The organism is Pseudomonas sp. gcc21 (assembly GCF_012844345.1).
Lineage (GTDB): Bacteria > Pseudomonadota > Gammaproteobacteria > Pseudomonadales > Pseudomonadaceae > Halopseudomonas.
Map to the genome: position 1 here is coordinate 459,787 of NZ_CP051625.1, position 20,538 is coordinate 480,324.

Here is a 20,538-nt window from a genome sequence, read left to right on the forward strand (position 1 = left end):
CGATTGCCTGACAACGCGGCGATTGCGTTCTACACTCGGAGCCTGTCCGGGCCGGACGCACTCGTGAGTCAAATGCTCAATCGCCGTGGCATTGCTGGTTTGATCTTTCAACGTTGCGTATGGCGCGAAGCATTTCACTGTTCTGCTTGCCAAAGGTCACCCAGCCATGCCCAGCGTTTCCCGCGTTGGAATTTCGGATACCGATACACCACGCGCTACTGAATCCAGCAAGCTGTTGCTCGCCCTGGTGGCCCGGCTGCATTTCTATGCGGGCGTCCTTATAGGGCCTTTCATTCTTGTCGCGGCACTCAGTGGCTTGTTGTATGCGCTGACGCCTCAGCTCGAAAACTGGTTGTATTCGGAGCACCTGTATACCGAAAGTCACGGGCCCGTTGCGCCGTTGGGCGCACAGATCGAGGCTGCTGAGACGCATCTCGGCGAGTCTGGCCTCCGGCTCGCTGCAGTACGGCCAGCACCCGGAGCGGGGCAGACCACCAGGGTGATGTTCGCTGCCGACGGACTCGATGCGTCTGAACATAAAGCTGTATTCATAGACCCGGTTACAGCCGAGCCAAGGGGCGACCTCATTGTGTATGGCACCACCGGGGTACTTCCGCTGCGCAACTGGATCGGTGATATGCACAGGCGGCTGTTTCTTGGCGATTGGGGCCGCCTGTACAGCGAAATGGCCGCTTCATGGTTATGGCTGATTGCATTGGGTGGATTGACGATATGGCTTGTACGCAGGAAGCAGTCGAGATCAGTCGAAGCGGGCGCACCAACCGGCTTGAAGCAGTGGCACGGGCTGTTGGGTGTCATCCTGCTGCTTGCATTGTTGTTCTTTTCCGCTACGGGCCTGACCTGGTCAAAATGGGCTGGCGGTAATATCGGCGTCGTGCGTGCTGCGTTCGGAATGTCCACTCCGGGTCTGTCCACACAGCTTGCCGGGCAGGGCAGCGCCACCGGAGCCCACCATAACCATCAGCAGCGTGAGCCCACGAATTCCGGAGCGACCGTTGAGTACGCCTTGATCGACAACATCCTCTTGGCTGCCCGGGCGTCCGGCATCAATGCAAACAAACTTGAAATCACGCCAGCACGTACCTCCGGTGAAGCCTGGAGCGTGGTTGAGATTGATCGAAGCTGGCCTACTCAGGTCGATGCAGTTGCGATTGATCCGCGTAGCATGACAATCACGGATGAACTCCGATTTGCAGAGTTTCCGTTGGCAGGCAAGCTCACTCGGTGGGGGATCGATGCCCATATGGGTTCATTGTTCGGTCTGGCTAATCAGATCATTCTGATTGTGTCTGCCGCAGGCGCAGCAGCGATGGTCGTGTTGGGATACCTGATTTGGTGGCGCCGTCGTCCGCTACGTAGCCTTGCAAGCCGAGGGGTTGTAGAGGTCTGGACTCGCCTGTCCCTGCCAGGCAAAGCAGGCACAACCGTTTTTGCAGTCTTGCTGGGGGTTGCGTTACCGGTGTTCGGATTGAGTTTACTGCTGCTTTTGGTAATCGATATGGCGACCGGATTGTCAACCAAAAGCGAAGTATGAACTGAAAAGCCTGCGGCGTTGGTGTTGCAATAAAAAAACCTGAGGCCATAACGGCCTCAGGGTTTATCTCAACAACGAAGCTGCTTAGCTACAGTTGCCACGGTACTCGGAAATTTTACGGTCCGATTCGTGGCGGGGTCCGCAAATAAACTGCTCGTAACGCTGATCCTTATCGATGTGGACTTTCATCCAGGAAACACCGAGTCGGCTGAGAACCTCATCACTCGAGCCGCCACCGTTGGCGCAGTAGTGTGAGCCTCGGCTGAGTTCAACAAAGGCTTTGGGCGTGCTGGCTGGTATCTGGTTGTAGAACGGTGATGCGTGGCTGCGGACAGGCGCGACAGTATCTGACTCGCAAGCGAAGATCAGCGCGGGCGTATTCACACTGCGGAAATTGGTGGTGTCCCAGGGTGCCAGCGGAATAACGGCATCCAGACGACCTTCAGCGGCTACACGCAGACTGCCGCCGCCGCCCATGGACCAACCCACAACACCCAGGCGCTCAGGGTCGATCATGCCGGACACAGCGCTACTGCGGGAGTTGTTCTGATCTATTAGATAATCCAGCGCAGCGTTGATCTGGCGAGCGCGGCTTGGCGGCTGATCGAAGCCGGAGTTCGTATCAATAGTCATGACCACGAAACCATGGGACGCGAGTTTCGGACCCCACCATTCGATTGACGACTCAGCAGAAACGAACCCCGGAATCACGACGATAGCGCCCATGGTGCCAGTAGTATTAGTGGGATAGTGGATTGTGCCGCCACCAAAACCGCTGGTGAAACTTGATACGCTCTCTGTTCTTACCGAGAACGGGCCGTTCCGGGCTTCGAGCATTGAGACGCTTGGGTCCGGTCCGCGTTGATATCCGCCGTCCGGGTTGCCGGGATTGGTTGGTGGTGGAACCGGATTCGCTGCCATGGCCGAAGCAGAAAGGAACAATGCGCCTGCGACAAGCAGGGAAAGTGCCGATTTCGGCGATTTCTTGTTATTCATTATAACTCCGTTGAGCTGTTCGATTTTAAACTAACTATTGTTTCCATGCTGGCCATGACATCGAACTACCGGTGGCCGGAAACAGAGTCTTAGCGTTGCAATTAAAAACGTCAACGGTCCAAGTGTAAGTCCACCCGTATGGGGTATAAATGTTAAACAGCTACTGTCTGGGTTGACCTGGCGGAAGTTGATGTGGTGCACGTATTGCGTAGGTGTTATTTAATGAACTGAGAGGGAGTTCCGGTATCTGTTCGGCTAAATGGATCAATTAACCCGTAGGGGTGATACCGCCTGCATTTCGAATATGCCTATGCGGAATGGTGTTCGACGGTGGCGACTGTGCAGTCCAGACGCTTGGAACTTGTCTCGCAGCAGTGCCTATAGTGGTGAAGTGATGTTGTTGTGCCTCATTAAAAAACCAATAAATATCAAACGCTAACAGAGTAACTAACAGGTATGCCCTGGGCGAGGAAATTGAAGTTTAAGTTCGAATTCCGCAACGCTTTAGAAAACCAGAAGAGTGCGGAAAAACTGGAATAGAACCGAACTTGGTAAGTTCACTCATCAAAAATCGGCGCACCCTTCGTTCCATTTGCATTATCGCAAATGGCTTGGTCATCAGCGCGGTTCCGGACTGGCTTGCTACTCCCCCAAACTGTGGATCGGCGGAGAAATCGATGCTGAATGAAACCTCCAGCCCCAGCCGTGAAATATTCCCGCCAGCGCTCTGCCATAGCCTGGATCTGAGTGCCTGTGCCAGACGCGGTTTGCCTTAGGGCGCAGGATTTTAGCAACCATTATGAATACGCGCAGCTTTCGGTATAATCGCCGGCTCGCAGGAGAGAGAGGCTTCGAGCCTCCGCCGAAGGCGCAAACTCCCATAATCGCTCAGGCACACGTACTGCGAATTTTACCGGAGACAGACGATGTCTTCGTAACGCCAGCTGGAGAGAGGTTGTTCAGGCAACCCACCGAAGGGGCAAGCAGTCGATGACTGTGTAACTCTCAGGTACAACGGACAGGGGGAGAGGCGACACAGCTGCAGGAGTACTGTGTGCTTATCTACGTCTATCTGATCGCCATCACCGCCGAAGCCATGTCCGGCGCCCTTGCCGCAGGCCGGCGCAATATGGATATGTTTGGCGTTGCCTTCATCGCCTTTATCACTGCATTAGGTGGCGGCACCGTCCGCGACATGTTGCTAGGTAACTATCCTGTTACCTGGACGCAGCACCCTATGTATATCTACCTGACCATCTCCGCCGGGCTGTTCACCATGGTCATTGCGCGCTTCATGCATCATCTGCATTCACTGTTTCTGGTGCTCGATGCCATGGGCCTGATTGCCTTTACAGTGATTGGTTGTAACGTAGCGCTGAGGTTAGGCTATCCCACGCCCGTCGTGATCATGGCCGGCATTACCACCGGTATATTTGGCGGCATTCTGCGGGATCTGTTGTGCAACCGAACACCGATGGTGCTGCGCAAGGAGCTTTACGCTAGCGTTTCGCTGCTGGTGGCGCTTCTGCACCTTGGTCTCATACATCTGAACGTAAACGAAGATATCAATCTGCTGGCTTCCTTCAGTGTCGGCCTTGCGCTGCGGTTGAGTGCGATTCGCTGGTCGCTCGCGTTGCCGGTATTTTCCTATGCGCCGGGGCGCTGGGGAGAGTAATCCTGCGCGAACTGACGAACGCCTCGCTGGTGGGATGTCAGCGAGGCGTGTCGATGACGCGGTTCAGTCAATGATTGGAATACTTCAAGCGAAGGCATTCTCCGTTCTGGCCAGCCTCACGGCCAGTTGCTCTGCTTGTTTCACGTCTGCTAACTGGCGCCATTCACTGAGCAGCTGAGGCAGGGCCTCGTGTCCTGCCCGGTCCCCGAAAACGCCTTGCGGTGTTACCGGCTGCTGTGCCTGCTGGAGCAGCCGCTCCTGCGCTCGGGACAGCCCGGCGAGTTGTTCCATCTGCTCGTCACGAGCTCTGTCTACCCCGTCATGGTAGGCTTGGAATCGCTCCGCTTTTGACAGTTTGTAAAAGCGCGTGTCGTGACGGGTGCGAATCTGTTTCTCGAATTCCTGGAAGCTACCAGCTTCCCAGTTGCTCAAGTATTCCTCCAGTCCTCGGAGTTGCGGCTGCAGTTCCCGCAGCTCCTCATCGGTGAAAAGCGTGCCGTTGCGGCTGAGGCTGGCATTCCAGCGCAGCAGGTTGGCCAGGGCCGCACGGGCGTAACCGGTATTTGAGGAATGATGGCCGACGCCGGCCATTTGGAGCAGAAGGTTGCCACGCTTTACTTCATTGCGTTCAAGATCCAGCTTGGCAGCAAGCTCTGCGCCGGCGATGTGTTCAATTGCTTCGCCCGGTTGCCACAGGACTGAAGCCTCGCTACCACCGCCTCTCTTGCGCGGCATGAAATGTCTCTGCTCGCCATGATGACCGTAGTCATCGCCTTTTAGATTTAGTAGACCGCCCAGTAGCAAGGCGACGCCAGCATAGGGCGCTCCGATCGAAGCCAGCAGTGAGACCGTGCCGGGCAGGGCCAACTTCCATTCGGCGTCCATCCAGGTAAAGGGCACGCTGGGGATAGGATCGTTGTGGTTGATCAGACGATGGTGAACCAGATCTTTTGCACTCTCGATGAAGGCGGCGTTGCCGGCCCGTGGGGCGCCGTAGGTGTAAAGAACTACCTTCGGAGCGGCGGGCAGCGATCTCAGCCATTGAGCCACAAGCAATGCGATGGCCCCGCCGAGACTGTGGCCGCTGATCAAAATTGTCTGGCTCCCGGTATAAAAATCTTCCAGATAGGGTTCGAGGAATTTTTGAACTGCCAAGAAGCCGCCGTAGAAGCCACGATGGACCTGGCCTTCCATACCGACAGCAGAAATCTGCCGGGCATCGATATCTCTAAGCCAGTCGCGAGGCCCTACAGTACCCCGGATTGATACCAGCACCGTTCGGTCATTGTGGGTCACGAAGGCTTGTGTTTCGGTGTCTTTATCATGGAGAAAGTGCACGCTTTCCGGAGTGCTGCCTTCTTGCTGCTGTGGGTATCGCTCTGGATCGTAGGGCACCACCTCCAGGCGCTTGGAGTAAGGTACTTCTTCACACAGCAGGTGGTAGTTCGCGGTATCGAACTGAGTAGGCTTTTCTAAGCGGGCCAATTGCTCTCGTAACACGTGGCCAATACTGCCTTCGACATCATATGGCGGCGGGGAAGGTCTATAGGGCCCCAAAAGGCCTGGCTTGGCTCCGAATGGCGCGTATGACAAAACGCTCATTACAGCCAGGTGATAAGCATTTAATGCACTGAATTCAGGAGCCAAGGAGAGTAGCGGGCTGTAAGCGCGCAATGCCTTGATCTCGAACACATGATGCTGGTTTGGCTCTAGCGCTACACCTTCCGTCTCGCCTGCCGCAGATTTCAATACTGCGCTGGGTCGCGGTCCCCACTTCGTGTCGGGGTCTGGCAGGTGCTTGTTGGCTGAGACAAAATCGCTGACTTCAACGCGGAAGAACCGAGCGTTTTCCTCTGCAGCGCGCTGTTCGGCCATCCAGGTCAATCCGTTGGCTTTACGGGGGCCGGCGGGAGATTGTTCAGCAGCTATCTGTAAAGCGGAAAGAGGAATAGGGAAGGCATCACGCAATGTAAGCGTTTCATACCAAGGGTCTGGGAAAGTACTCGCAGCGGATGACAGTACAAGCGTAGTGGGTCCGCAATACAAGTTCTCGCGACGGAAATAGCCCTCGCTATCTAATACGCCTCTGGTGGTCTCCCCGTGTTCCGTATGCAAGGTAAATCCAAGCCCAGCAAATGGCTTGCCATCGCCGGACTCGTTGACAAGGCGGACGCTTACCCAGCATTTCCTTTTTGGGCACTTCAAATTTTCCCGCTTCCCTGCTTGCTCATCCATGACGAGTTACTCCGTACATGCTGGATAAACGGTGCATTCCCGCCCGTTCATCTTGAAAGTTTTGAACACTGGCGGGGACTGGCAACTTATCCAGCCGCCTTCCTTAGGTTGGCACGGCTTCCATCCTTCAGCGAATTCAATCCAGGTGTTTCGATAGGCCGGCTGCTCTCTTGGGTTCACTCTAAGGTCCAGGGCAAGCGTTTTACCGGGCAACTCGTCACGCCCTAGAGCTACGCCAATGGACCGTCGCTTGACGAAGTCTGGATCCAGCTCCCACGACTCGTCGGTTTCCGAGCAGCTAAGGACCTTGCTGAGCTCCAGCCGGAGTTTGCTTATTTGGAATAACCAAGTGCAAACCCCACGGAGCGTCTGTATTCCATTGGAATCAAACTCCGGTGCGCCCGCTGGACGCGTATCAGCGATACCAATCCCCCCGGTGGAGCGGTGATGCTGCCAGCTCTCCTCACCGTAACGACCGCGTATCAAAAGCCCGACTCCGCTCAACTCCATGTCACAGAGACCAATGTGATACGTCAGCGGTATATCAAAACTGAAAGACGAAGGTTTATCCTGGAATTCGGTTCGGTATTGAGTGCGCGTATCCCGGGTTACGTTATGCCCGAGCCCCATGTTGTAAACCTGGCAGCGCTCGGGATTAAGTGGGTTGAACTGGGCAGTGGCCTGGATCAGAAAGTTGGCGGGCAACTCGCCGGCAAGGGTGAAGCTTTCCCGGCCTTCGCGTTCAGTTAGAGATAAGGCGCTTTCCTTTACCAGTGAGCCTGTCGCGTTGCAGGCGGTGAGCAATACGAGGGGTAGGAGTAACAAAGACTTCTTCATGCATGGCTCCGGGTTAGATTGGCGATGTCCCGGTGACAGCGCTTGAAATGTTCTTCAGGGGTTTCTTCATGTCCCGCTGACCAAAGCGGAGCCTGGGCCAGTCTAGGGTCGAGCTGGTGCTGCAGCAGAAACTCTATTTGCTCGGTTTCTTCCCAGCCCCATCGTTCGGCAGTATCGAGCTGTCGATCCAGCCAAGGTAGCAATGGCTCGGTGGACGCCAGCCGTGTGGTGGCCGATGGATGCTCCTCCCACAGCCACTGCTGGAGGTTTTTGCGCCGGATACCCCTCAGCACCTGCGCCGGTTCAGGCACATCCAGCCATGGGCGATTGAAAGGGGAGGTGTGATGTGCGGAGGCATCGGTTCGGGTCGTTTGCCAGCTATTGCCGTCCCAGCAAAGAGCAGCGCTGGCGGGGCCCAGCAGCAAGTGCACCTGTTCCGGCGTTAACGAAGCGAGATGGTGGGCGATCACCCGGTTGTCCTGAAAGCGATAGAGCGCTGTCGTGCCGCGCTCCTTGATGACCATCCGCTCGCGCCAATGCGTTGCAAACGTCGAGAGCTTCAACTCAGTGGCGCTGGCTAACCAGCCCCAGTTGCGCTGTGGTGTTTCCAGAAATTCGGATATGGCGTCGGCATTCCCTGTCGGCAGTTTGACAAGCCAGGGCGCTGTTTCGGCCATCTCATGATATTCCGTACCCTGATAGAGGTTCAGGTACTCATCCATTACCCCCGACGCAAAGAGCATTGGAATCGGGTCTGGTTCGGCGAGGCGGTCTACCACCATGAACAGATCCCGATTCAATCTCTGCTGTTCGGTGATCCAATCCCTTGCTGGCTCGGCGATAGTGGTTATACCGGACATACACCCTCCATGCAGGCCTCGCATACGGGGCAGCGGCTTGCGCCTATTTCACGCGCCGCTTGTGCGATCGAACGTTGAGCGCTGGCCAGGGTGGGGCTCGTTAAGGGTGTAGCCTGAGCGCTGACTGGCTTGGTCACTTTCCCGGTCTGACTGATATCTGCCGGGACTGGAACCTCGGGCCGCAGCACGTTCGTGCCTGAACCTTTACCCGCGTGACCGCCCGCATTCAGCCGGATGGCCGGACCATTCATACTCACCCCAGCGGGGGTGATCGAAATAAAGCTCCCACCAGCCTGTAAAGTCAGCTCGGCACCGGCTTCGATAACCATTTTTTGCCCGGCCTTGAGATGAATTTCACGACCGGCTTTGAGCAGATGCGCTTTGCCGAGCTGGATATGTTGGTTGCTGCCTACGGTAAGGTGGTCGTCAGCCTTGAGTTCGGTTTTGCGGTCGCTGTGGGTGGTGTGGTGTTGTTCTGCTAGCAGCTCGGTATAGCTGTTGGCTTCGACGCGGTCGTGACGTTCGTTGCCAACCCGGATGGTCTGGTTGTGCTGGACGTTCTGATTCCAGTCGCGCTGGGCGTGGATGAAAATCTGCTCTTCGTTCTTTTTGTCTTCGATGCGCAGTTCATTGAAGCCATCGCCGCCGGGGCTGCTCAGCGTTTTGAATACAGAGCGGGTTTTGTTTGCGGGTAAGTCATAAGGAACCTGATGTTCCTTGTGATAAAGGCAGCCGGTAACCAGCGGCTGATCTGGATCGCCTTCAAGAAAGCTGACCAGTACTTCCATGCCAACCCGGGGAATGGCTACGCCGCCATAGCGATCGCCGGCCCAGCTGCTGGCCACTCTGAGCCAGCAACTGGTCTTGTCATTCGCCTGGCCGAGGCGGTCCCAATGAAACTGCACTTTGACGCGTCCGTATTGATCGCAATGTATTTCTTCCCCTTCAGGGCCGGTTACCACTGCGCTTTGACTGCCTCGAATGCGTGATTTGGCGTGCGCAAGCGGCGGGCGATACGGAACGTCCCAGGGCGTGGCGGTGAAATAGTTGCGGTAGCCCTGCGTAAACCCATCTTCGGATTTGGTGTCGCTGGTGATGGACTCTTCCAGCACCTGCGGCTGTTTGCCTTCGTGCCGGATGTCGGTGAGTAACCAGAGATCATTCCACTGTTGGCGTGAATGACCTTGCAGAGCGAGAAAATGGCCGCTGACCAATAGCGGCTGGTCGCTTTCCCCATTCGCCAACTGGTAGTCGCTGCGGTGGCGTTCAAGGCTGATTGTCGCCAGATCATTCCCGCGCTGGCGGTCAGTGAACCGGCCGGGATAGTCGTAATCCTCCAGGTCCGGCAGTGTTTCGCTGCGGGCATCGCTCTGCATCTGCAGACGCGGCTTTTCAGAGTCGTAATCGCGGCGGGTTACCCTGCTCGGGCGCGTTTCCAAGCGTAGGGCGAAGCGCTTGATAACAGGCTCGTCGGCCACCATGCCGTTGCCCTGATCGAAGCCGGTCGGTGCCAATGTGGGAAATACGGTCTGGTTGTCACCGAATACCAGCACATGCCCATCGGGACCGTGCTGGAAGTGATAGTGAATCCCTTCTTCTTCACATAGCCGCTGGATGAAGTGCAGATCGGTCTCGTTATATTGGGTGCAATAAACCCGCTCTGGCCCCTCATTGAGCAGTTGAAAGCGGAACGCATCGCTGTGAATGCCGTGTTCATGCAACACGCTGGCGATGATTTGCGGGACGGTCTGGTGCTGAAAGATGCGCTGGTTGCGCGCGTGTTCCAGATAGGCAAGGTGTGGCACGAGGGTCAGGCGATAACGGGTCAGACGCTTGCCGGCTTCACCCTGGGCGACGCTGTAGATCAGACCGTGAATACCCTTGTTCTCGCCCTCGAAATCCAGAAACGCCGGCACATGCAACAGGTCTTCAATATCCAGGTCAGGCTGTTCGCTGACCAGCTCAATCTCGAAGCAATAGGGTTTCGACAGACCTTCGAGGCCAGTGAAGCCCAGTACCTTGAAGTCGTGATCGTCACCCTGGATGCGCAGGGTGAACTGGGGCGTGTTGGCGGGTGAGAACATCCATTGTTCCTTGTACAAATCCGTTGCGGCAGTAACGAAGCGCTCTGGCCCGATACCTTTCCATGGTTGCGTATTGTCCTAAATACCACCGGCGAAGGTTGTGAGTCAGTCGGCACAACCTGTAATGGGCGGGCAGATTGGCAGTGTTGACTATGGAGTCCGGATGATTGTTCTGGCAGGGGTGGGATTATCAATCATGGTGATGGAAGCGCGCATTTCCAAGGGCTTGCCTATTCTTCAAAAGCCCCGGACTTACATGCCTGGGGAAGAACAATAAAAGAAACAATGAGAGGTGTACCTTGCGCATTCATCAATGGTATTCAGCCGCCGTGCCCATGGCATTGTCGGCAATCGTATTAAGCGGTTGTCTGAGCGACGACGATAGTGACTCTGATACACCGGCCACGCCTGCTCCTCCTCAAGTGCGGGAGCATGACAAGCGCGCCTTTACAGCTGAGCTGCCTGAGCAATCGGAACTCCCGGCGGCGCTTGACGATGCGGCTATCTATTTTGGCAGATATGAAGGCTTGCAAGGTGATGCGCTATACACCTTCGAGGTGCCCGAAGGCTGGGATGGCGATGGTCTGATCATGTGGACGCGGGGCTACGGGGGTGAAAACCTGGAGCTGAGCCTCTCAAGACCCGGTCTGGCGTGGCGTCAGGCTGTACTCGACGCAGGCTACGCCTGGGCAGCCTCTTCCTACTCAGCCAACTGGTACGATGCCCGGGCGGGTATCGAGGACACCAACAAGCTGGCGCTGAATGTTATCGACTATGTCGAACGCGATTATGGTGAGAGGTTTGCGACGCCCAGCCAATATCTGATCTCCGGTGCGTCCCTGGGTGGTCATATTGCCGCTGCAGCTGTGGACCGGGAGAACATGGAGCGGACGCAGTTCAAGGTCGACTACGCTGGCGCTGCGCCGCTATGCCAGGCAGAGCAGAATCAGTTCCAGTGGCTGGGCGATTACCCCCGGGTAATGATGGAGCTGAGCGGGTTTGGGGACAGAGACTATTCAGAGTTTCAGGACCTGCTACCGCAAATGGTCAGCACGCTTTTCGAAATGGACGGCACTACGCCCAAGTGGTTGGAGCCCCGGGGGCCGGAGGGCGAAAGGTTGATGGCGATAGCGCAAAACCTTACCGGCGGTGAACGTCCTTATTTTGAGTACGGGTTTGCCAGTCCCTATCACAACGTGGTGCTTGCTACGGGCGGAAGGACAGGGGACGTAAACGGCATCCTTGCCAGCAATGGCTACGGCAACGAAGACCAGGTATATCGCTGGACTAACGATCCGGAGCCGACCGCTGAAGAAGTGGAGTTCAACGAACGTATCGCCCGCGTAAGCGCCGATCCGGATGCCAACCCGCTGCGCGACGACGGTGTGCGCTGGATTCCATTGGTCAACGGTGACTTCGATATACCGGTGATGACCATGCATACCCTGGGCGATTTCTACGTGCCTTTCCGCCACCAGCAGCTTTACCGCGAGCGAGCCCAGGAGAATGGCAATGCTGACTTGCTGGTTCAACGCGCGATTCGTGCGCCAGGTCATTGCGACTTCTCCGCCGGCGAATACCGCGCGCTGGTCACTGAATGGCTGGCGTGGGTCAACGGTGGACCCAAGCCAGAAGGGGACGAAGTGCTCGATCCAGCGGTCGTTGCGGACGAGGACTACGGTTGCAATTTTACTGTCGGTGAACGGGCGGGCTTGGCGGCCTGTTCCTCCCTTAACTGATCCAGACTGAACCAGCCGACCATGGCGGTAACCCCGCCATGGTCATTCCAGCGACCTGAACGTGGCCGCTACTTCTCCTGCTTCTTCTTCACGTACAAGGCCCGATAATCGTCCAGGCGGTGGTGCAACTATCAATTGCAGTGATGCCGAAGCATTCCGCCTGATACTTGGCTATTCTTCGGAATGCGCTGGGCTCAGATGCCCGCGAAAAACAAAACTAAAAAAAGAACAATGGAGGTTTACCTTGCGCACTCAACATTGGTACTCGGCCGCCGTGCCCATGGCACTTTCAGCGATTGTGCTGAGCGGTTGTCTAAGCAGTGGCGGTGGAAGTTCTGATAAGCCCACATCCCCAGCCCCAGGACAGGGAACCCCCGAAGTAACACGGGAGCATGATGAGCGCTCCTTTGAAGCGGTAGATAAGCCGTTTGACAAGCTTCCTCTAGCCGAGAGCATCTATTTTGGTCAATACGATGGCTTGCAAGGGGAGGCGTCGTACGCCCTGGAAGTGCCTAAAAACTGGGATGGTCGCGGGCTCGTTATGTGGACTCGTGGTTACGGTGGCGAGGGCGATGAACTCCCTACAGTAGAGCCGCCCTTGCCTTGGCGAATGGTCGTGCTGAGTCACGGTTATGCTTGGGCATCTTCGTCTTATTCCGCCAACTACTACGATGTGCGCGCAGGTATTGAGGATACCAACAAGCTGGCATTAAACGTGATGGATTATGTCCAGTATGACCACGGTGACCAGTTGGAAGAACCGAAGCAGTTTCTGATCTCAGGGGTATCTCTGGGAGGGCATACCGCCGCCGCCGCAGTGGATCGAGAGAACATGGAGCGCACGCAACACAAAGTTCCTTATGCAGGCGCCGCTCCTTTCTGCCAGGCCGAGCAGAATCAGTTCCAGTGGCTGGGTGATTATCCAAGGGCCATGATGGAATTAAGCGGGTTTGGAGACAGGGATTATTCTGAATTCCAGAGTTTATTGCCTCAGATGATTGGGACGTTGTTCGAGGTCGACGCAGATGGCCCGACCTGGGTACCGCGAAATCAGGCGGGCGAGAGGCTGAAAGCAATCGCGCTCAATCTGACCGGCGGACCGCGCCCTATTTTCGAAGAAGGTTTCAAGGTGGACATGTGGCAGGGAGCAGTGCTTGGCACGGGTGGCTCCGGTGGTGATATCAATGGGATCCTGGCACGCAACGGCTACGGCAATGAGGATCAGGTATACCGCTGGACCACCGGTCCACAGCCGGACGCCGAAGAACTCGAGTTCAACGAGCGTATAACCCGGGTCAGTGCCGACCCCGACGCAAACCCGCTGCGTAATGATGGAGTGCGCTGGATCCCTCTGGTCAACGGTGACTTCGATGTCCCCGTGCTGACCATGCATACCTTGGGCGACTTTTACGTACCCTTCCGTCATCAGCAACTGTACCGTCAGGGAGCCGAGGAAAATGGTAACGCGGACCTGTTGGTACAACGAGCCATTCGCGCTCCAGGGCATTGTGATTTTTCCCCGGGTGAGATGGTCGAAGCGATGACCGATTGGCTGGCCTGGGTGAATGGTGGGAGCAAGCCTGCCGGTGATGAGGTATTGGATCCCGATGTGGTGGCAGATCCAGACTATGGCTGTACCTTCACTCGGGCATTCCCGGCAGAGTTGAATATCACAACGAGAGATGATCTGCCCGCCTGCACCCCGTAACCAAACTGACCACCATGGCGGTAACCCCGCCATGGTTGTTTCGCGCTGGCACCCCAACGATCGCCCAACCGTGCAGCAAGCACCCAACCCAGCTACAATTGCCGGCTTTCCCGTAGCGCGGTAGCCTGCCATGTCCCTTCCCAAGCATCACCTCGAACTCCTCAGCCCGGCCCGGGATGTGGCCATTGCCCGTGAGGCGATCCTGCATGGCGCTGATGCGGTGTATATCGGTGGCCCGAGCTTCGGTGCGCGGCATAATGCCGAGAACAGCCTGGCTGATATCGCCGAGCTGGTGCGCTTCGCCAAGCTGTTCCATGTGCGTATCTTCGTTACGCTCAATACCATCCTGCACGACGATGAGCTGGAGCCGGCACGGCAGTTGATTCATCAGCTGTACGATGCGGGCGTGGATGCGCTGATTATCCAGGACATGGGCGTTATGGAAATGGACATCCCGCCCATCGAGATCCATGCCAGCACCCAGTGTGATATCCGCAGCCTGGACAAGGCGCAGTTCCTGGACAAGGCGGGGTTCTCGCAGCTGGTGCTGGCCCGCGAACTCAACCTGCAGGAAATCAGGGCGATCCATCAGCAGGTGGATTCAACCCTCGAATTCTTCATTCACGGCGCGTTATGTGTGGCGTTTTCCGGTCAGTGTAATATTTCGCATGCGCAGACCGGCCGCAGCGCCAACCGGGGTGACTGTTCCCAGGCCTGCCGGCTGCCCTACACCCTGAAAGATGAAAGCGGCGGGGTGATCGCCTACGAAAAACATCTGCTGTCCATGAAGGACAACAACCAGTCCGCCAACCTTGATGCGTTGGTCAACGCCGGCATTCGTTCCTTCAAGATAGAAGGGCGCTACAAGGATATGGGCTATGTGAAGAACATCACCGCCTGGTATCGGCAGCAGCTGGACGCCATCCTTGAGCAGCGCCCTGATCTGGCGCGGGCATCCAGTGGCCGTACCGAGCACTTCTTCGTGCCTGATCCGGACAAGACCTTCCACCGCGGCAGCACCGATTACTTTGTTACTGATCGCAAGATTGATATCGGCGCCTTTGATTCGCCGACCTTCACCGGTCTGGTCGTTGGCGAGCTGCAGCAGGTGCGCAAGCATGACTTGCTGGCGGTAACCGATACCCCTCTGTCCAATGGCGACGGCTTGAACGTGATGGTCAAGCGCGAGGTGGTCGGCTTCCGCGCCAACGTGGCAGAGCAGCTGCGGCAGTTTGAGGAAGATGGCCAGCCGCGCTGGGAATACCGCATCGAGCCGAACGAATTGCCCGAACCGCTGCGTCGTGTCCGATTGCCGCAAACCCTCAGTCGTAATCTGGATCACAACTGGCAACAGGCACTACAGAAGGTGTCCGCAGAGCGCCGTATCGGTGTGCGCTGGCAGGTTGAACTGGGTGCGGAGAGCTTCAAGCTTAGCGCGATAAGCGAGGAGGGCGTCGTTGTCTCGGGCGCGCTGAGCGGCCCCTTCGAGCCCGCCAAGCAGAAGGAGAGAGCGCTGGATCAACTGCGTGATTTGCTCGGTCAACTTGGCACAACCCAGTACCACGCCGAGCAGGTCGATATCGCCGGTGACTTTGTGCCCTTCGTGCCCAACTCCCAGCTCAAAGCCTTGCGCCGCGAACTGATCGAGCGGTTGAGCGAAGCGCGCATTGAGGCGTTCCCGCATGGCGGCCGCAAGCCGGTGAGTGTCCCGCCGCCGGTGTATCCGCAGTCGCACCTGACCTTCCTGGCCAACGTCTATAACCATAAGGCACGCGCCTTTTATCAGCGGTATGGCGTGGAGTTGATTGATGCGGCCTACGAGGCGCATGAAGAGCCCGGCGAGGTGCCGGTGATGATCACCAAGCACTGCCTGCGTTTCTCTTTCAATCTATGCCCGAAGCAGGCCAAGGGCGTGACCGGCGTACGGACCAAGGTTGCCCCCATGCAGCTTGTGCACGGGGACGATGTGCTGACATTGAAGTTCGACTGCAAACCCTGCGAGATGCACGTGATCGGGAAGATGCGCAGCAATATTTTCAATGCGCCGCAGCCGGGCAGTGGCCAGAACTTAAGTAGCGGACGGAACATAGTTGGTTCCATCACGCCGGAAGACTTGCTCAAGACCATCCGCCGGTCGCCGCGCTGACCCCTTAGCTGACAGCGCTGCCCGTATTAACGCCAGTCATGGATCGATCCGGTCCATCGCCTGGCGGATAGGTTCTGCATCGGTTGGCCTGACCAGCCGCTCGATTTCTTCTCCATCCTTCATGAATATCAATGTTGGCCAGAGCTTGACCTTGAACGAGCGGCCCAGCTTGCGGCCTGGCCCGTCCTCGATCTTCAGGTGACGCAGGTCGGGGTGTCCTGCAAACGCCGAGGCAATATGCCGCTGCGCAGCGCTGCAATGGCCACACCATCCGGTGCCAAACTCTATGACCGTAGCGCCCTGAAGGGCATCGACTTCAGCGCGTGAAGGTGCCTGGTCTGTGTAGGTATCATTCATCGCCATGCTTGATCCTCCTGTCAGCGCTTGAGCTTGATCTCTCTTATGGTATCCATCAGCCCATCATAGGTGACCGGCTTGCCCATATGCCGGTCAAAACCCGAGGCCAGTGCCTTTTTCGCATCCTCGCTTCCGCCATAACCCGTCAGTGCGATAGCCGGTACGCTGGCATAACCGGGGATGGCCCGCAGGGCCCTGATCAGTTCATGACCATCCATGCCGGGCATACCGATATCCGACATGATCAGATCGAAATGATGAGGGCGTTTGGTTGCCGCCTGCAACGCCTGCGAGGCATCGGTGAAACTGCTTACCTGAGCGCCTTCGGCATTCAGCAGCATACCCATGACCTCGACCACTTCCGCCGCATCGTCCACCAGCAAGACATGCATACCCTTCAATCTGCCCTCGGAGCAGGAGGCTTGCTCCGCCACCGAATCGATGGATTCTTCGGTGTACAAGGGCAGCCAAACGGTGAAGTGGCTGCCTTTTCCGATTCCTCCCGAGCGCACCTGCACCCCACCTTCGTGAGCCTCGGCCAGCTGGCGCACCAGCGACAAGCCGATGCCCAACCCCTCCTTGTGCAAACGCGCGTGCTGCGTTTCAACCTGACCAAAGAGGTCGAATACCTTATCGACAAATTCCGGCGCTATGCCATGTCCACTGTCTATTACGTCGAGGCGTGCCTGACCCTGCTCCCGGACGGCGCGGACGTGCACTTCGTCATTGGCATTGGAAAACTTCAGCGCATTGTTGATCAGATTCCAGATGATCTGTTCAACGCGGAGCGGGTCGGCATGCAGCACCAGGGGCTCTTCTTTATCGTCAATCTCCAACACCAGTGGATTTGCTTCGGTATCGGCCTGGACGACTTCAGCGATACCTCTGAGCATCTTGCCCAGATCCACCGGACCGCGCTGGAGGTTCAGCTTGCCGGTGGCGATCCGCGACACATCGAGCAGATCATCGATGATGCGCACCTGGCTGCGCACCTGGCTGCGCACTGCGTCGCTTATTGTCCTCACGGCCTTGCCAACCACCGGCATTGTACGGGTGACCGGCAAGCGGCCGAGCAGCTCCGCATTCAGCTGGATGAGGTTCAGCGGATGCTTCAGCTCATGTGACATAACTGCGAAGAACTCATCCTTCAGCTGGATAGCGTTCTGCGATTGAGCCAGTTGCTCCTGCTGCTCATCCTGTTGCTTCTGTCGTTCAGTCAGGTCGCGCGCGATCTTCACGTAGCCCTGAAAGCTTTCTCCGTTCAGTACGGTCACTACGCCACTGCAATAGAAACGTGAGCCATCCTTGCGCATATGCCAGCGTTCATCCTCCGCTCGGCCACTTTCTCGGGCCCTGCGTAGCTCATCCTCCGGTACGCCGGCAGCTTGATCTTCGGGCACGAACAGCCGACTGCTATGACTGCCGATGGCTTCGTCCCGGCTGTAGCCAAAGGTCAGCTCGGCAGCTTTATTCCAGCTGGTAATCACCCCGTCGGCATCCTGCACGATGATGGCGTAGTCTTCGGTGCTATCGGCTACCAGTCGCATACGCTCCTCGCCCAGGCGCACTTCCTGCTCTGCTGCGCGGCGAGCGCTGATATCAATGAAGGTCAATACCGCGCCTTCGATGTGGTCTTCAGTGGTGCGGTAGGGCAGCAGTCGCGCCAGATAACAGCGGCCGTCCTGTGCCGGCACTTCGCGTTCTATCGGTCGCAGCGACTCGAATACCTGGGTCGCGTCCGACATCAGTTCCGGATAATCCATGCGGTGCGTGATATCCATCAGCGGTCGGCCGGCATCGACCGGCAGCATGCTGAACAGGTCCTTGGCACGCGGCGTGAACCACTTGATCCGCATGCCCCTGTCGACGAACACCGTGGCGATGTCGGTGGAGGTAATCAGATTCTGCAGGTCATCATTGATCTTGTCGGTTTCCTCAACCTTTATCTTGAGCTCGTGATTGACCGTGATCAGCTCTTCGTTGATCGACTGAAGCTCCTCCTTGCTGGTCTCCAGCTCTTCAGTCGCCGAGCGAAACTCCTCGTTGATGGCCTGCAGCTCTTCGTTGGATGCCTTGAGCTCCTCGGTAGATACCCGCGACTGTTCGATGGTGTGTTGAAGTTCGAGCTGGGTGCGTTGCAATTCGGCTTCCAGTTGCAACAACACGCTGTCCTTGGTTTCCTCATGGGATTCGGTGCTCTCGCGGCTCATGGTGTCTTCTACTTCATCGAAAAGCACCAGGATGTAATCGCTAGCCGAATCCTCGTCGCGAAACGGGCGGGCAATCATGTTGACATACAAAGCACGTCCGTCGCGCTTCAACCGCACCCGGCGCGCTTCAACACTGCGTCTGGACTGGACTGCCTGAAAAATAGCAGTGCGTAATTCGACGCGCAGTTCGGGCCTGATCAGCGAGAGCAGGTTGTGTGAAGGTTCGCCGCCTATGTAGCGCAGGAAGTGACCTGCATTGTCGGACATATGCACAATTTCAGCGTCAGCATTAACGATCACGCTGGGCGGGGCGTACTCCTCCAATACGCGTTGATGGATTTCGGCGTAGGATCGTTTGCGCAGCTGTTCGCCACTCGCGTTGCGCCCGTCAGATGGGCGCGTGACTCCCGCCGTGTTGACAGGCATCGCAGATATAGAGCGGTTCGGCACCTGATCAGTGCGTGCGCGGAAGATTCGGTTCTTCTTGTCGACCGGGCTGAACAGGCTGGAACACATGTCGGCCGATTCGGAGCCGCCGAGAAACAGATAGCCGCCGGGCTTGAGCGCAAAGTGGAACGTCTTGAGGATGTGCTCCTGAACGTCGCGGTCAAGATAGATCAGCAGGTTCCGGCAGGTAATAAGGTCCAGGCGGGAGAACGGAGGATCCCGCAGCAGGCTGTGGGGAGCGAATAACACCGTTTCGCGAAGCTCTTTTTTGACGTGGTAACGATTGTCATGCTTGACGAAGTGTTCGCGTAATCGAGAGGGCGCGATATCGGTGAGAATGGATTCAGGATAGACCCCCGCCCGGGCAATCGAGATGGCACGCTCATCGATATCGGTGGCGAAAATCTGCAACTTGACAGGACTCTGCTCGATGCGTGCCTGGTCTGCCAGCAGCATCGCCAACGAATAGGCTTCCTCTCCCGTGGAACAGCCGGCTGACCAGACGCGAATTTCGGTGCTCCTGGTCTGAGCAGGCGCTTTCTGATCTGTGAAAAGCTCTGGTATCACGTCCCGTTCGAGTGCTTCAAAAGCCTCGCGGTCCCTGAAATAGTTGGTCACGCCAATCAGCATATCGGCCAACAGCGCGTCAGCCTCCTGCGGGTTCGCCTGCAGGTAGCCCAGATACGATTGCAGGTCGGGCTGCGTGTTGACCTGCAAACGTCGCTCTACGCGCCGCAGCACGGTTGCCCGCTTGTAATGCTTGAAGTTATGTCCGGTGCGGCTGTATAGCAGGGCAAGGATGTCACGTAATGCGCGCTCGGCAGCAATCGCTTCTTCCTCGTTGGTGGGTGCACGCACCTCAGCACTGAGGTCCGCCGGCATTTTTATCTGGCGGGAGTTATGCCAGAGCTCGAGAAGCTTGTGCGGCATCTCCGCGACCGGTAGTACCAGATCAACCATTCCGGTGGCGATGGCGCTGCGCGGCATATCGTCGTATTCCGCATCATCCGGCAGTTGCGCCAAAGTGACTCCGCCTTGCTCCTTGATGCGCGACAAACCCACCGCACCGTCACTGCCCGTTCCTGACAGTACGAAACAGAACGCATGTTCGTGATGTGTATCAGCCAGCGTCCGGAAGAACAGATCAATGGCGATCTGGCCGCCACGCTTGGGCTTTGGCTTGCTTACGCGCAAATGCCCGTCATGCATCGTCAGATCCAGTGCCGGCGAGATCACATATACATGATTCTTCTCGATCGGTACCGGCCCGGTCACCTGCCTTACTGGCATTTTCGTGACATTCTGGATGATCTTGCCGGCGTTGCTTTCATGGTTCGGCGAGAGGTGCATGATGATGACAAACGCCATGCCGTTGTCGTTGGGCATGTGCTCGAAAAAACGCAAAACCGCCTGCAGTCCCCCAGCCGATGCGCCGATGCCAACGACTGGGAAATTCAAATGACTGCGTTTGGTCGTGGACCCTTGCGATACGTCTTGCGAAGGTGCCGGTGGCGCGGATGTAGTATCCATTTGATCTCTTGGCTGCTTGGATGCTGAGCTGATTGCCTAGAATACAGATACTCGCGAAACCGAGCCGTTCCATTGAAACAATCACTCAGGTTGCATACTGGGTGAAAAGCGAGACACTCTAACCTGACCAGCCGTCAGTTCCAATTCATGAGTGCTTGC

12 protein-coding genes and 2 riboswitches are annotated in these 20,538 nt (G+C 56.9%); of the genes, 5 read left to right on the forward strand and 7 right to left on the reverse strand.

Annotated features, from left to right (window positions below):
* Positions 1 to 166: 166 nt before the first annotated feature.
* Entirely contained in the window at positions 167 to 1,555 is a 1,389-nt protein-coding gene (locus HG264_RS02325) for a PepSY domain-containing protein (RefSeq protein ID WP_169406149.1), read from the forward strand.
* Positions 1,556 to 1,639: 84 nt separating this feature from the next.
* On the opposite strand, the gene HG264_RS02330 is transcribed toward HG264_RS02325, so the two are convergent.
* Complete coding sequence (locus HG264_RS02330) at positions 1,640 to 2,551, reverse strand: dienelactone hydrolase family protein (protein WP_169406150.1); 912 nt, start codon at positions 2,549 to 2,551, stop codon at positions 1,640 to 1,642.
* A gap of 826 nt (positions 2,552 to 3,377) precedes the next feature.
* Positions 3,378 to 3,465: riboswitch (glycine riboswitch) on the forward strand.
* Positions 3,466 to 3,485: 20 nt separating this feature from the next.
* A riboswitch (glycine riboswitch) is annotated at positions 3,486 to 3,583 on the forward strand.
* 22 nt (positions 3,584 to 3,605) lie between these two features.
* On the opposite strand from HG264_RS02330, the gene HG264_RS02335 reads away from it, so the two are divergent.
* The gene (locus HG264_RS02335) at positions 3,606 to 4,226 is read left to right on the forward strand and encodes a trimeric intracellular cation channel family protein (protein ID WP_169406151.1); all 621 of its coding nucleotides are present in this window, start codon (positions 3,606 to 3,608) and stop codon (positions 4,224 to 4,226) included.
* A gap of 84 nt (positions 4,227 to 4,310) precedes the next feature.
* Here HG264_RS02335 and HG264_RS02340 read toward each other — a convergent pair whose 3' ends face one another.
* Genes HG264_RS02340 through tssI form a run of 4 tightly spaced genes read right to left on the reverse strand, consistent with a single transcriptional unit; the run spans position 4,311 to position 10,242 of the window.
* Complete coding sequence (locus HG264_RS02340) at positions 4,311 to 6,461, reverse strand: lipase family protein (RefSeq protein ID WP_169406152.1); 2,151 nt, start codon at positions 6,459 to 6,461, stop codon at positions 4,311 to 4,313.
* 6 nt (positions 6,462 to 6,467) lie between these two features.
* Entirely contained in the window at positions 6,468 to 7,298 is an 831-nt protein-coding gene (locus tag HG264_RS02345; RefSeq protein WP_169406153.1) for a hypothetical protein, read from the reverse strand.
* Positions 7,295 to 8,158, reverse strand: a complete 864-nt coding sequence (locus HG264_RS02350) for a DUF4123 domain-containing protein (protein WP_169406154.1) — start codon at positions 8,156 to 8,158, stop codon at positions 7,295 to 7,297. The genes HG264_RS02345 and HG264_RS02350 overlap by 4 nt, the downstream gene beginning before the upstream one ends.
* Positions 8,146 to 10,242, reverse strand: coding sequence for a type VI secretion system tip protein TssI/VgrG (gene tssI, locus HG264_RS02355; RefSeq protein WP_169406155.1), 2,097 nt, complete (start codon positions 10,240 to 10,242; stop codon positions 8,146 to 8,148). Before tssI ends, HG264_RS02350 begins: the two co-directional genes overlap by 13 nt.
* Positions 10,243 to 10,541: 299 nt before the next feature.
* Between tssI and HG264_RS02360 the strand changes: the two genes are divergently transcribed.
* From HG264_RS02360 to HG264_RS02370, 3 genes are all read left to right on the forward strand, one after another.
* Entirely contained in the window at positions 10,542 to 11,981 is a 1,440-nt protein-coding gene (locus HG264_RS02360) for an alpha/beta hydrolase (RefSeq protein WP_218573033.1), read from the forward strand.
* A gap of 244 nt (positions 11,982 to 12,225) precedes the next feature.
* Positions 12,226 to 13,689, forward strand: coding sequence for an alpha/beta hydrolase (locus tag HG264_RS02365; protein ID WP_169406156.1), 1,464 nt, complete (start codon positions 12,226 to 12,228; stop codon positions 13,687 to 13,689).
* Between the two features lie 130 nt (positions 13,690 to 13,819).
* Positions 13,820 to 15,835 carry a U32 family peptidase gene (locus tag HG264_RS02370; protein ID WP_169406157.1) on the forward strand — a complete coding sequence of 672 codons (2,016 nt, stop codon included), beginning with the start codon at positions 13,820 to 13,822 and terminating at the stop codon, positions 15,833 to 15,835.
* A gap of 36 nt (positions 15,836 to 15,871) precedes the next feature.
* Here the strand turns inward: HG264_RS02370 and HG264_RS02375 are convergent, their stop codons facing one another.
* Both HG264_RS02375 and HG264_RS02380 read right to left on the reverse strand, forming a co-directional pair.
* Positions 15,872 to 16,198 (reverse strand): thioredoxin family protein, encoded by a 327-nt coding sequence (locus tag HG264_RS02375; RefSeq protein ID WP_169406158.1) that lies wholly within the window; start codon positions 16,196 to 16,198, stop codon positions 15,872 to 15,874.
* 14 nt (positions 16,199 to 16,212) lie between these two features.
* The gene (locus HG264_RS02380; protein WP_169406159.1) at positions 16,213 to 20,379 is read right to left on the reverse strand and encodes a CheR family methyltransferase; all 4,167 of its coding nucleotides are present in this window, start codon (positions 20,377 to 20,379) and stop codon (positions 16,213 to 16,215) included.
* Positions 20,380 to 20,538: the final 159 nt, after the last annotated feature.

Bases quoted from the DNA above. Each gene is read 5' to 3' on its own strand.
- HG264_RS02325 (WP_169406149.1), top strand. From the start codon at position 167: ATGCCCAGCGTTTCCCGCGTTGGAATTTCGGATACCGATACACCACGC.
- HG264_RS02330 (WP_169406150.1), bottom strand. From the start codon at position 2,551: ATGAATAACAAGAAATCGCCGAAATCGGCACTTTCCCTGCTTGTCGCA.
- HG264_RS02340 (WP_169406152.1), bottom strand. From the start codon at position 6,461: ATGGATGAGCAAGCAGGGAAGCGGGAAAATTTGAAGTGCCCAAAAAGG.
- HG264_RS02345 (WP_169406153.1), bottom strand. From the start codon at position 7,298: ATGAAGAAGTCTTTGTTACTCCTACCCCTCGTATTGCTCACCGCCTGC.
- HG264_RS02350 (WP_169406154.1), bottom strand. From the start codon at position 8,158: ATGTCCGGTATAACCACTATCGCCGAGCCAGCAAGGGATTGGATCACC.
- tssI (WP_169406155.1), bottom strand. From the start codon at position 10,242: ATGTTCTCACCCGCCAACACGCCCCAGTTCACCCTGCGCATCCAGGGT.
- HG264_RS02370 (WP_169406157.1), top strand. From the start codon at position 13,820: ATGTCCCTTCCCAAGCATCACCTCGAACTCCTCAGCCCGGCCCGGGAT.
- HG264_RS02375 (WP_169406158.1), bottom strand. From the start codon at position 16,198: ATGGCGATGAATGATACCTACACAGACCAGGCACCTTCACGCGCTGAA.
- HG264_RS02380 (WP_169406159.1), bottom strand. From the start codon at position 20,379: ATGGATACTACATCCGCGCCACCGGCACCTTCGCAAGACGTATCGCAA.